This window comes from Salinimicrobium sp. TIG7-5_MAKvit (genome assembly GCF_049569215.1).
Taxonomy (GTDB): Bacteria; Bacteroidota; Bacteroidia; order Flavobacteriales; family Flavobacteriaceae; genus Salinimicrobium; species Salinimicrobium profundisediminis.
This window is the reverse complement of record NZ_CP145903.1, coordinates 2,090,944-2,103,664: the sequence shown is the minus strand read 5'-3', so window position 1 is coordinate 2,103,664 and position 12,721 is coordinate 2,090,944. Positions and strand designations below refer to the sequence as shown.

The 12,721-nt window shown below is 40.6% G+C and carries 9 protein-coding genes, 1 tRNA gene and 2 pseudogenes; 9 read left to right on the top strand and 3 right to left on the bottom strand.

The annotated features are described in order from the left end of the window. Positions 1–44 precede the first annotated feature (44 nt). A pseudogene (locus tag V5739_RS09460) lies at positions 45–155 on the top strand (ISAon1 family transposase); the annotation flags it as partial. A gap of 113 nt (positions 156–268) precedes the next feature. On the opposite strand, the gene V5739_RS09455 reads toward V5739_RS09460, so the two are convergent. After that, positions 269–341, bottom strand: a tRNA-Gln gene (locus tag V5739_RS09455). A gap of 257 nt (positions 342–598) precedes the next feature. Between V5739_RS09455 and V5739_RS09450 the strand changes: the two genes are divergently transcribed. From V5739_RS09450 to V5739_RS09425, 6 genes are all read left to right on the top strand, one after another. Next, complete coding sequence (locus tag V5739_RS09450) at positions 599–3,865, top strand: protein O-mannosyl-transferase family (RefSeq protein ID WP_423820463.1); 3,267 nt, start codon at positions 599–601, stop codon at positions 3,863–3,865. 18 nt (positions 3,866–3,883) lie between these two features. Then, positions 3,884–4,525 carry a polysaccharide deacetylase family protein gene (locus V5739_RS09445; RefSeq protein ID WP_423817956.1) on the top strand — a complete coding sequence of 214 codons (642 nt, stop codon included), beginning with the start codon at positions 3,884–3,886 and terminating at the stop codon, positions 4,523–4,525. 69 nt (positions 4,526–4,594) lie between these two features. Continuing rightward, complete coding sequence (gene xerA / locus V5739_RS09440) at positions 4,595–5,794, top strand: site-specific tyrosine recombinase/integron integrase (protein WP_423817955.1); 1,200 nt, start codon at positions 4,595–4,597, stop codon at positions 5,792–5,794. Between the two features lie 86 nt (positions 5,795–5,880). Continuing rightward, positions 5,881–6,750 carry a sce7726 family protein gene (locus V5739_RS09435; protein WP_423817954.1) on the top strand — a complete coding sequence of 290 codons (870 nt, stop codon included), beginning with the start codon at positions 5,881–5,883 and terminating at the stop codon, positions 6,748–6,750. A 1-nt stretch (position 6,751) separates the two neighbouring features. Then, complete coding sequence (locus V5739_RS09430; RefSeq protein ID WP_423817953.1) at positions 6,752–7,690, top strand: sce7725 family protein; 939 nt, start codon at positions 6,752–6,754, stop codon at positions 7,688–7,690. Further along, positions 7,690–8,742 (top strand): RES family NAD+ phosphorylase, encoded by a 1,053-nt coding sequence (locus tag V5739_RS09425; protein WP_423817952.1) that lies wholly within the window; start codon positions 7,690–7,692, stop codon positions 8,740–8,742. The genes V5739_RS09430 and V5739_RS09425 overlap by 1 nt, the downstream gene beginning before the upstream one ends. 88 nt (positions 8,743–8,830) lie before the next feature. On the opposite strand, the pseudogene V5739_RS09420 reads toward V5739_RS09425, so the two are convergent. Further along, a pseudogene (locus V5739_RS09420) lies at positions 8,831–9,640 on the bottom strand (transposase); the annotation flags it as partial. A 298-nt stretch (positions 9,641–9,938) separates the two neighbouring features. Between V5739_RS09420 and V5739_RS09415 the strand changes: the two are divergent. Together V5739_RS09415 and V5739_RS09410 are read left to right on the top strand one after the other, a co-directional pair. After that, positions 9,939–10,139 carry a hypothetical protein gene (locus V5739_RS09415; protein WP_423817951.1) on the top strand — a complete coding sequence of 67 codons (201 nt, stop codon included), beginning with the start codon at positions 9,939–9,941 and terminating at the stop codon, positions 10,137–10,139. Between the two features lie 212 nt (positions 10,140–10,351). Further along, positions 10,352–12,193 carry a cystathionine beta-synthase gene (locus tag V5739_RS09410; RefSeq protein WP_423817950.1) on the top strand — a complete coding sequence of 614 codons (1,842 nt, stop codon included), beginning with the start codon at positions 10,352–10,354 and terminating at the stop codon, positions 12,191–12,193. 172 nt (positions 12,194–12,365) lie between these two features. Here V5739_RS09410 and V5739_RS09405 read toward each other — a convergent pair whose 3' ends face one another. After that, complete coding sequence (locus V5739_RS09405; RefSeq protein ID WP_266067991.1) at positions 12,366–12,662, bottom strand: thioredoxin family protein; 297 nt, start codon at positions 12,660–12,662, stop codon at positions 12,366–12,368. Positions 12,663–12,721: the final 59 nt, after the last annotated feature.

Sequence of the window (12,721 nt, the reverse complement as noted above, 5' to 3'; positions counted from 1 at the left end):
AAAGAAGAATTAGTTCCCGTCTTTAGCCTGAAGTAAAGGTTTTAAATGCCTCTGCAGAATCTTTCAATGCTAAAATCAAAGCTTTTAGAAGTCAGTTTAGAGGAGTAAAAAATATCGAATTCTTCCTGTACAGATTGACTACATTATTTAGCTAGTCCACAACTTTTGTTCTTGATCCTTCTTGATCCTTCTTGATCCGCTATTTGCCCATACTTCTAAAAACAAAAAAACCGAATTGTTTTCACAATTCGGTTTAACATTTACTTTGTTGGCCTACTAGGGCTCGAACCTAGACTCTTCTGGACCAAAACCAGACGTGTTGCCAGTTACACCATAGGCCACTGCTGTAATGCGGATGCAAATTTAAAACAAACTTTTACTTCTACAAATATTTTTTTGAAATTCTTTTTGCGCCTCCAAATCATGCCCCTTCAAAAATGGCATTTTTGACACCTTCCCTGGAAAATTTTTGGGTTCCATGAGCAATAGCGGGGAAGTTAAAACCATGTGCTGCACCAAAATATCTTCTTTTAAAATGCGTTCTTCCCACAATAATTTAATTATTCTTAAATTCGCCACTGTTCTCAAACTCACTAAAATGACAGACTTTAACTTTACCCGGTGGAACAAAATTCTTGGCTGGGTGGTTTTTCTCATAGCACTTACTACCTTTTGGTTAACTGTTGAGCCCACGCTTAGTTTCTGGGATGCAGGAGAATACATTGCCACTTCTTCAAACCTCGAGGTGGGCCACCCTCCCGGGGCACCGCTCTACCAAATGATGGGTGCGTTTTTCTCCATTTTTGCCAGTGAACCTTCACAGGTAGCCTACATGGTGAATTTAATGTCGGTTTTTGCCAGCGCATTCACCATCCTGTTCATGTTCTGGTCTATTGTTCTTTTAGTGCTCAAGATAAGCGGACCCGTCTCTGAGATCTCTGCGGCCAAAAAAGCTGCTGTTCTTGGAAGTGCCGCTGTAGGTTCTCTTGCCTTTACTTTTACCGATAGTTTCTGGTTCAACGCCGGGGAAGCTGAAGTTTACGCCATGGCAACCTTCCTCATGTCTATCCTGTTTTACCTGGGATTGCTGTGGGAACGCGATATGTTCGCACCTCGCGGCAACCGCTGGGTTATCCTCATTAGTTTTATCATAGGGCTTTCTTTTGGGGTGCACTTTATGGGGCTGCTCACCCTGCCCGCCATAGGTTTTCTTTACTATTTCAAGAACTTTTCAAAGATCACCGTCAAAAATTTTATCGTTGCCAATTTGGTAGTGGTCGCCGTGCTTATGTTCATCTTTAAGCTGCTGCTGCCCTATTCTCTTGACTTATTTTCATCTACAGAGATCTTCTTTGTCAATACCCTGGGGCTTCCGTTCAATTCGGGAACTATTTTTACAGCCCTTGTGCTTATTGCTGCTTTTTACTTCGGAATAAAATACACCAGGCAAAAACAATACTTTCAGCTAAATACCTTACTGCTTTGCATCCTGTTCATCTTTATTGGTTTCTCCTCCTGGCTGATGCTGCCTATTAGGGCGAACGCCAATACGGTGATCAACGAAAATAACCCAAACAACGCCCGTGAACTGCTGGCTTATTACAACCGGGAACAGTACCCCGAAACGCATTTATTCTACGGCCCACAATTTACAGAGATCTACAGCGGTCTGGATGAGAACAATCCTTACATTGACGATAAGCCGAAATACGAAAAAGACGAGGCTGCCGGAAAATACGTTATTGTAAACGACTACAAAAACGCGAAACAGAATACAGATGATGATCACAAGGCCATACTGCCGCGTATGTGGAGTACAGAACATGCTTCAAATTACATGGAATTCACCGGCCCTTTAGAATTCACCATCAAACCCGAATATCAGCAAGAAGAGCAGCTTATTGCCGCTGTAAATGAATTTAAACGGAACTTTAATCAGGGGAACGTAGACTACGAGCAATACAACAGTTTTTTACGCCGCTTCAGGGAATATCTTGATGTAGAAAAACCTTCGTTTGGCTCCAACCTCAATTACCTTTTTGAGTACCAGATGGGTTACATGTACTGGCGCTATTTTATGTGGAATTTTGTAGGCCGACAAAACGACGTTCAGGGAAAATATACCGACCAGAACGGAAACTGGATAAGCGGGATCGACTTCATTGATGAAGCCCGCCTGGGAAATCAGGATCAGCTTCCTTCAGACGCACTGAATAATCCTGCAAGAAACACTTATTACTTCCTTCCGCTGATCTTAGGAGTGCTGGGGCTCGTTTTTCAGTATACAAAAGACAAAAAGAACTTTTGGGTGCTGCTCGTTTTCTTCCTCTTTACGGGTATTGCGTTAAAAATTTACCTCAACGAACGACCTTTTGAGCCACGGGAAAGAGATTATGCACTGGTAGGTTCTTTCTACGTATTTGCAATTTGGATAGGCTTTGGGGTTTATGCCCTTTTTGACATCCTTAAAGATTACCTGAAACCAAAGATCGCAGTACCCATTGTGGTCACGGCTTCCCTGCTCGCAGTACCTGCAGTACTTGCAAGTGAGAACTGGAATGACCATAACAGGGCCGATCGTTATACCGCCCTGGCCATGGCCAAAATGTACCTTGACAGCCTTGACGAGGATGCTATACTCTTCACCATTGGAGACAACGACACTTTTGCCCTGTGGTATGCCCAGCAGGTAGAAGGCTACCGTACAGATGTGCGTATAGTGAATACCAGCCTGTTCATGACCGATTGGTATATTGACCAGATGAAACGGCAGGCATGGGAAAGTGAACCCATTCCGGGGCAGCTTGTTCACGAGCAGTACACCTATGGAACAAGAGATGCTGTGTGGTTTCAACCTGTAACCCAGGATACCATGAACATTCAAACCTGGATGAACTGGATTGCCAGCGATGATCCCCGCACCAAAGCAGATCTTATGAGTGGCCAAAGTGTGAGCACCTTCCCTACCAAACATGTGAGAATTCCTGTGAACAGGGAAAACGTGCTGGAATACGGTATTGTAAAACCGCAAAATGCTGATGAGATCGTAGATGAGATCGTGATTGAGCTCAACGAAGATATCTTATACAAAAACCGTTTGTTGATGCTTGATATTGTAGCCAACAACGACTGGAAACGCCCAATCTACTTTACCGGCGGAAGCTTTGGAGATGACGATTACCTGTGGATGAAAGATTACCTGCAACTGGATGGGGTGGCCTACAAACTGGTTCCTATTAAGACTCCGGTGAATCCGCGGAACCCGTTTGATATGGGACGTTTAGATGCCGATAAGATGTACGACATCGTGATGAACTGGTACTGGGGTAATTCGGGAGATCCGGGCTTATATTATGATCCTGAAACCCGCAAAAATGCCATTACATACCGCAGCAACCTTGCACGTCTTGCTGAAGCATTGATGAATGAAGGAAAAATGCAACGGGCAGAAGAGGTTATGGATCTTGCGATGGAAAAAATGCCTGTAGCACATTTTGAATACTACACCTTACTTGAACCTTTTATACAGGGTTATTATGAAGTAGGCCAAAAGGAAAAGGCAAGAGAGTTGTGGCAACAGGTAGCGAAAAAGTACCAGGAGAACCTCACCTATTTCAGTTCCCTTGAGCTGGACAGGCAATTCTCACGGGGCAATGAAATAGTTACAGACATTGAGCGGTATAGAAGCCTTGTAGATTTGTTGATTATTAATGATACTGAAGAAGTAGCCCGGGAAGAGGCCGATAAATTCAACCAGTACCTAATGCTGTTCCAGCACTTCTACGCAAGGCCTGAAGAAACGCCCGAAGAAATCCCTGCCGGGGAAGCAGAGCTGCTTCAGCAAGAGATCAGGGATTCGCTGTAAAGCCGTTAAAAGAGCAGAATGAGGGAGCGTATACCCCGGGTGATAAAACTTCTGTATCCAAAAAGGATATGGGATGTTACCACCCGGGAGAAAAGCCTTTACCTCAGCTTTGATGACGGTCCTATTCCTGAAATTACGCCCTGGGTGTTAGACCAGCTTAAAAAGTACAACGCCCGGGCGAGTTTTTTCTGTATTGGCGACAATGTGGGCAAACATCCCGATATTTTCAGGATGGTGGTTGAGCAAGGCCATACGGTTGGAAACCACACCCACAACCATTTGAATGGCTGGAGAACTTCAGTCGCAACCTATCTCGAAAATGTGCGGCAGGCACAGGAGGTGATAGAAAAAGAACTTCCGCAGAAAACAGGTCTCAAAAATGCCATTTTTCGCCCCCCGTATGGGAAGATCAGAAATGTGCAGGCAAAAAAGCTTCAGCAGGAAGGTTACAGCGTTGTGATGTGGAGCATCGTGAGTATGGATTATGACCGGCGGCTCTCTTCAGAAAAAGTCCTTCAGAACGTACTGAAAAATGCCGCACCCGGAAGCATTATCGTCTTCCACGACAGCATAAAGGCCGAAAAAAACCTGAAAGCAGTCTTACCAAAGGTGCTGGAACATTTTCAGAAGCAGGGCTACTCCTTTAAAGCACTGAAATAAAGATAACTACAGCGATATTTTTCAGAATTCAGTTTGTTTTTAGATTATATTTATCTAAAAATGAGCAGCATGAAAATAGTTAACCTGTTTCCCCTTTTTCACCGGAACGAATGGCAGATAGGTATAAAATTCCCTTTTGACCAGGAAATAAAAACCAAATTACAGAAGCTTGACGTTGTGAAATGGACCCGCACCCACAGTTGCTTTTACAGCCTTTTCACGCCAGACAATAAACAGCTGCTTTACAACAAACTGCGCGAGGGCAAAATATTTGTTGATTACAGCGAACTTCAAAATTTTAAGCTGCCGGCTAAGGAAGCCAAACAACCACAACCTGTGTTGGAATTCAGCCCGGCCCAGAAGAAGATCATGCATGAATACGTGAATTACCTAAGAGGTCAGCGCCTTAGTGAAAGCAGCGTACGCACCTATTATAGTTTCGTGCTGAAGTTTGTACACTACGTTGGAGACAGGCAGATTTCAGAATTAAGAAAACGGGATATTGAGCTTTTTGTAGAGCAGTACATTGCAGCCGAAAATTATGCCCTTAGCACCCACAGGCAGTGCATAAGTGCCCTAAAACACTTTTTACAGCTTTACGATACTGAACATATTGATGTCAACGAAATCAAGCGACCTTCTAAAAGCAGGTATTTACCGGTGGTGCTCTCCAGCCAGGAGATCATGAAGCTGCTGCAGGCCACCAGGAACCTGAAATACCGCGCCATTTTGGCCATGATCTACTCGGGCGGGCTTCGCATTGGAGAGCTGCTCAATCTTAAGCTGGCTCATATAGATATTCACAGGCGGCAAATATTTGTAAAGAATTCGAAAGGTCGTAAGGACAGGATGGTGGTGCTGGCCGAAAGTATGTTGCCATTGCTGAAGAACTACCTTAGCACCTATGTTCCCCGTGTCTTTTTTGCTGAAGGCCTTTACGGCGGAGCTTACAGCCCGCAAAGCATAAGAACATTTCTTGCCGACTCCTGCCGCCGTGCCGGGATCAAAAAAAGGGTTACCCCGCATACCCTAAGGCACTCCTATGCAACACATATGTTGGAGAACGGCGTAGACATACGTTACATACAAGAGCTACTGGGTCACTCAAAACCCGAAACTACCATGATCTACACTCATGTCTCCCGAAAAGACATCCTGAAAATTGAGAGCCCCTTAGATGTGATGGTAAAGCAAATCTTCAAATCTGACTTAGAAGAAGACCACCTGTTGCTACCGCCACAGCATATTACTGATAAACAGCTATATTAGTGGGAGGTATAATATATTGTGGTGCATTTCTATGAAAAAGTATTTTCCAATAAAATTTTCTAAATTAATTGAAGTAAATTTGCTTTATGAATTCTGGGAATCAAAAGGACATTAATCTTTTACGTGACTACTCAACAATTTTCACTAGAAGTGAAGCACTTTCTATACTCAAAGGAGATTTCAAATCTATTGATCTAAAAATCAATAGACACCACAAGAAAATTCCAAATTCAGCCCTTAATTCCTATTCCAGTTTTTTAAAGCATTCTTATAAAGTTCTCGAAAAACATTATCAAAATGAATATGTATTAAAAAATTCCTTTTTAACGAATTGGCTTATAAAAGAATTAGGTAAATCTGATTCGATTATATTTAATGAATTCCGAATTGGAAGATCTGTTTCTGATTTGGCGATGTTCAACGGGGTTTCAAAAGCTTTTGAAATCAAAACAGAGTTTGATTCAGATCAAAGATTGAAAGTACAAATTGAAAACTATAAGGAAGTTTTTAATGAGACATATTTAATCATTCCTAAGTCAAAATTAAGTTCCTACAGAAAATACTCCAAGAAGGTTGGTATTATATTATTCGATTTTCAAAGTAAAGATAAATTCGAATTTTTCAATAAAGCAGAATATCGAGAGAATTTAAAACCTGCTATTTTAATGCAGATATTAAATACAGAAGAGTACAAAAGGATTGTAAAAAATTATTATGGTGACCTTCCAAAAATGAATAGTTTCAATCAATATAAGGTATGTTTTAAATTAATTAAATCAATACCAATTGTACGACTAAATGAAATGTATTTAGAGGAAATAAAGAGAAGAAAGTTAGATCAAATTCTATCCGCACATACATACAAAGAATTAAATCAAATTTGTTTAGCTTTGAAACTAAAGAAGAAAGAGAAAAAAAATCTCATCGAAAATTTAAAGCAACCAATCCAAATCTAGTATGTATTATCCTTTTCTAAGAGGACGTCAATTTGAATTAATAGCTTTACGGGAACTAAGTCAAGAGAATCAACTCCAAGGTTACGTATCTTCAATTATCGAACCTGTAAAACAAAGTTTAAATAGTTTAAACTTAGCTAATAGAATTTTTTACGCAGCGAATCTAAATAATTATCTGATTCTTAATCCTGAAGTGGGAGAAAAAAAAGGAGATACAGAGTTTTATTTAGATTTTTTTAATGAGTTAGATGAATGTTCTTTCAGACCTGCATTTCATTATAGAACGAATAGAAACTACATCCTAGATAAAATTGAAAAATATCAGCTCCGTGATTGTATGATTCTAGGAACAAATGAAATTCTTTCAACAGATCAAGGTTTCAGAGATATTTTAGAACTAGGGGCAGTAACGAAAGTAGTTATTGAAGATCCAGATAGAAACAGAGATTTAAAAAGATACCTTCAAGGGCTTGATATAGATTTCATAAGACTAGACGATTTATTTGAACCAGAGCCAAGAAACAGTAATTTCTTACCAATAGAATCTCACCGATTTTCAGAAGAACATAAATATTATTCCGATGATAATTATAATGGCTTTTCTGATTACACAATTTTACCTAGCAATTTTATCGAAGGTGGAAGTACACCGAGAGCTGTAGTAATTCATTTTACCTACATGAATGATCAAAATCAAATTTGGATTAGACATTTTACATCTAATTCAAATGATACAATTGCTGATGTTCAAGGAAAATTTGGAGAAGCAGCGAGAAAGGCTGTTGAATACTGCCGTGCCAAACATCTAGAAAATTCAGCAATAACTGAACTTGAAGAGTATTTTGATGAAGGCCATTATCCTGGATTAGGTATGGTAAAAAAAATATCCATTAAGAATCATCTAATTGTAGTCGCAAATTATCTAAGATCTTTAGATTAATGAATGTATGTGCAAAATGCTTTTCTGATAAGGAATTGATAGGATATATCGGATCCTTTGAAAAAACAGGAGAATGTGATATCTGTAACAATAAGGAAGAGTATATAATTCAATTAGATGAGCTCCAAGATTTCTTTCAAGAATTAGTTGATAATTATCAACCTGATAAATCAGGTGTATCGTTCAAAAACAAAATTCAAGGTAATTGGAGTTTATTTTCGAATCATAAATCTGCTTCAGAGATTCTTAATAATCTTCTTCCTAAGCTAAATACCACAATATTAAATGCCGACTTCAAGGTTAACTACATTTCGGACATCCTAGATAATATATCCTATTGGGAAACTTTAAAGGAAGAATTGAAATGGGAAAAACGATTTTTAACCGACATTGTCCATTTAACAGAAGATTTGGGTTGGGATGGCTTTTTCAACACTCAGTATCAGCTTGGAAATGATATTTCTTTATATAGAGCTAGAGTACATCATACAAGTGGTCAAAAAGCTTTTGAGAAAAATGAAATGAATTGTCCACCTAAAGAAAAAGTTAATGGTGGTAGAGCTAACTCATTAGGTATTCCTACTCTTTATCTAAGTGACAACGAAGAAACAGTTCTTTACGAGGTTAGAGCTTCATACCTTGATGAATTAACAATTGGAGAATTCAAGCTCAACTCCATTGAGTCAATTAAAATTGTCGATTTCACAGAAGATACTGATCTCTTTCAACCTGAAAGAGTGAATGAAACAATAAAAGGTAAATTATTAAGAGAAAAAATTAGTAGTGATTTATCAAAACCAATGCGTCGGTACGATAGTGAAATTGAATATATACCTACACAATTCATATGTGAATTTATAAAGGTTTTTACAGGAGCAAAAGGAATAAGGTTTCAAAGCTCTTTACATCCTAAAGGAAAAAACCTTGTCATCTTTAATCAGAAATTGATGAAGTGTATTGCTGCAAAACTTGTTCAAGTAAATAATATTTCCTTAAAGAGCATCGGAATAGAAACGCAGCACAACAACGGTAACCGTTGCGCAAGCCGTTAATTTCGAAAATTCCTGATACCAATAAGCCGCTTTAAGCGGTTTTTCTTTTATAGATTCGGTTGGCTGTGAGCAAAATTCAGGTTCCTTAAGTAATGACGTGTGCTTCAATATCTACTGCCAGGTTGCACAGGTAGTTCAGTTTTCTGGCCTTCCCGGGTTTTACACTAATCCGGGCATCGGGATCGGTGGGGCTGTAATGTGTTTTGTTGCTGGTATACCTGCTGCCTTTGTTTTTGGCACCGGGGCGCATGTCCTGGTCCTGACTCCATTTTTTGTTCCGGCTCTTTATTTCCTGGAGTTCTTTCTTACTTGCTGTGATCTTCTGCTGTTCTTCAGAAGCTTTATTCTCTTTAGCCTTTCGGTCTCTGCTGCTTTGTACCCGCACTTTAGAAAGATGCTCCTCGAGGTCTTCTGCCGGGACTTTGATCTCCAGGCTGTCCATAGAAGCATTGGCCTTTACAGGGGCCGAATCAATTGCCTGTGTATGGCCGCTTACCAGTCCTGCATCAATACAAAGCTTTAAAACTTTGGTGAAGACTTCCTCGAAAATATCTTCAGGGAAAAGCTGGCGGGTACGGCTTATCGTACTGTGCCAGGGCAATTCTTCGTCTACATCATAGCCTAAAAAATAGAGGATATCCAACCGCATTGCGCAGTGGTTCATGACTCCACGATCCGTAGTGATGTTCTCCAGGTATCCCACCAGGCAGATCTTGAAAAAGACCACCGGATCGATGCTTTTCTGCCCGCTATCTCCATAAAACTTCTGGGTAAGGGGATAAAGAAACTCCAGGTTCAGGGCTTCTTTTAAACGTCTGTAAAAATTTTCTTTTGGAATCCGGTCACTAAGACGGAAGGAAGTGAAGAGTTTTTCCTGATAATTTTTCTTGCCTTGCATATCAGAAAATTAGCATTTTCTGGTATCTTGTGCAACAGGCACAACGGTTAATCGCCGGCACAGTTAGTAAGAAAATAATTAACTTGATCAACAACAAAATGCTAAGCCGTCAAAGCCGAGTCCCTTACACAGCAAGTGGAGAATGCCGAAACATCAGTAATTCAGCTTTTATATAGCAGCTTCGAATATTTGTAGATGCAGACAATTCCAAAACTGAATTCTAGAATAAAGAAACCGGGAACTCTCTGCCAGTAACAGCATATTATAACTAGAAGTACCACATTCAAAACCATCAAAAGTGAACAAATTAACCAGAACCAGAACGCTACTACTCATTTCTGCAGGAATATTTATCATCGCAATCGCCCAACTGGTGAGCCACTTTATAAATATTTCTGAAAAATACGATTTTGCAATTGGCCTTATTGAAGGCTTAGGCTTGGGGCTCATGGTGATTGCTTTAATAAAAGGAAGTTTTAGGAAAAAGATTTCTCACTGATTTTAAGCCGATACAAAGCATCGAAGTCAGTACATCTACAACGAACGCATAATTTTCCTTCTGAAAAAGCGCTGTATTTTCTTCGAAAAGACATGCAGATAGTGAAGATTGTCTTCATCTTGGCCCGGGAACAGGAGTAACAATTCTGCATCATCTCTTTTGTAATAAGTCCAATTCGGTCTATCTTGCAGGTCCATTTGAAAGTAAAGACCATGAAAGAGAAAAACGTGCTAAATTACCTTGAAGCAGTTTTAAAAAATATGCCCAATGACTGGGTAACACTCACTACCCACAGGCTGGACATCTACAATGAAGAACAGGCAAAAACCCAGTTCTTAAGACAGTTCGAAAATTTATACCAGAATAATAATTCAAAAAAAGAAGCACTTAGTGCCCTACCTACCGCTTTTGATTATATCCGGCTGGGACATCCACTGTCCAGTATCCTTGAATGGACCATTGCCCGCCTGAATGATCTAAAGCCACAAAATGTGATCAGTTTTTCATCCAGGACAGTTCCCATGCTTGCCGTGCTCAGAAAAAATCTTTTCCCCAAGAAGAACACCCGCATTCTTTATACTGAAGAATTACCAGGCTTTTTTGATGCCGATGTTGTTAGACGGGTTTACGGATATAACTTCGAATTAAAGCAGATCAACAATCTGGAAGAAATCCCTGAATTTGATGGCAGTACAATCCTCATTTCCCAAAAAACGGATTTTGGTACTGTTGACCTTCCGGCTACGGTCGACTTTTTTATCCAGATCCATCCACAGCTTGGCAGTATCTTACTGGTAAATGGAGATCAAAATGACGATTACGTCTCCGAAATTCAGCATGTGCGAAGAAGGGAAACAATAGCCATGACCCCGGCCGATTCTTTTGCTGCCTTACAGCTTATAACAGGGAAACCATATAAACGCTCACAAAATGATCTTGCAGTCAATAAAGCCAGTGTGCTAAAGTCGATCAAAGAGATTACCGCTACCGGTTCTCCGGCCTTACTGGCGTCATCTGGGCTTTCTATGCAGTACGCTATCATGATGGGGCTTGTTGACAGTGCTCTTGAAAAACATCCGGGAAAAGACATAAAATTCATTGTGCCACCTAACTGTTATGGCGGCACAAACGACCAGGCAAGAAGGGTCGCCGCCTGCCTTGACCAGGTCGAGATCGTTGACCTGCTTGTTGACGGAGACAACAATATGGTAGACAGCATTGATGCGGTTTTAGAAAAGATCGCACAGCAGGATGCCGTTCCTTATATTATTGCTGAAATTCCCACCAATCCACGAGTAGAAGTGCCCAATCTTGATAACCTAAAGGCAGTTCTCGGGAAAGCACGCGAAACCGCAAATGGCCAGCCTGCTATTGACCCTGTTTTTATTTTAGACCAAACCTTCTGCCCAAATGTGCAGTTCCCGGCTAAAGATGGCATTCTTTCTAATACGCGAGTCATCTCTTATGTGAGTGGTTCAAAATTCCCCAGTGGCGGAAAATGTACTGCGGGCTATTGTGTTGCCAATGAAAAAGCCGAAGGGTTGCTTGATAAAATTGACAGGCATCTAAAACTTTGTGACAATGAGGCTACCCATCTTCAGGTTGAAATACTGGCTGAGCAACTTCCTTCAATGAACCAAAGGATCAAGGATGCTTACAAAAACACACGGGAATTTGTCAATTACATCCACGAAGCCTTACCCGGGGCAAAAATAAATTTTGTTTCAGAAGAGCTTGCGAGCCAGGGATTCACCCCGTCGGTATTTTCACTTGATCTTCCTACAAAAGGCGACACTCCCGAAGAAAGGGAAACTTATAAAAGGGCATTAAATCAAAAGCTTATCGGCATGATGATTAGCGAGATCCCCAATGAGAGCAAGTACTGCGTGAGCTATGGTCAATTAAAAGGCTGTTACTGGACCATTCCTGCAACATCTACCCAGGGAACTACTAAAGAAGACGATAAAGACTACATTGCGCGGGTTTCTGTATCGCCAGATCTTGATCTTGAACGCCATAAGCAGGTCTTTTCAGATTTTGTAGCGCAGATCTGACTATTGTAGCAGTGGTTTTATAAACTTCCCCCGTTGCTTTGCGTTTTTCTGCGGAAACCATCTTCATGAACTGAAGAACTATTTGAAGCAGTTTCCTTCAGAAGTAAAGCCGAACAAAACTAAAACAGGTTCCAAAAATGTCACTCTAAAATGGCATTTTTGGAACCTGTTTTTATACATATTCTTTAATGAGGCCTATCAGCGTGTTGGCATCCTGTTCACCGCTCTGCCTCCACTTCATCTCCCCTTCCTTATAGATCATTAGCGTGGGCAGGCCTTTTATTCGCAAAGCTTCAGCAAGTTCAGAATTCTTATCAACATCAATTTTAATGACCCTGGCCCTGTCGCCCAATGCCGCTGCAACATCTTTTAAAACCGGATTCATAGCTTCGGAAGCTTCATGCCAGTGGGTGTAGAACTCCAGCAGGACCGGCACCTGCAAATCGATTAATTCTCCAAATTTCGACATATACCTGAAATTTATAGTCGGCTGCAAAAACATGAGTTCCTGCAGCCTTTCTCAAATAT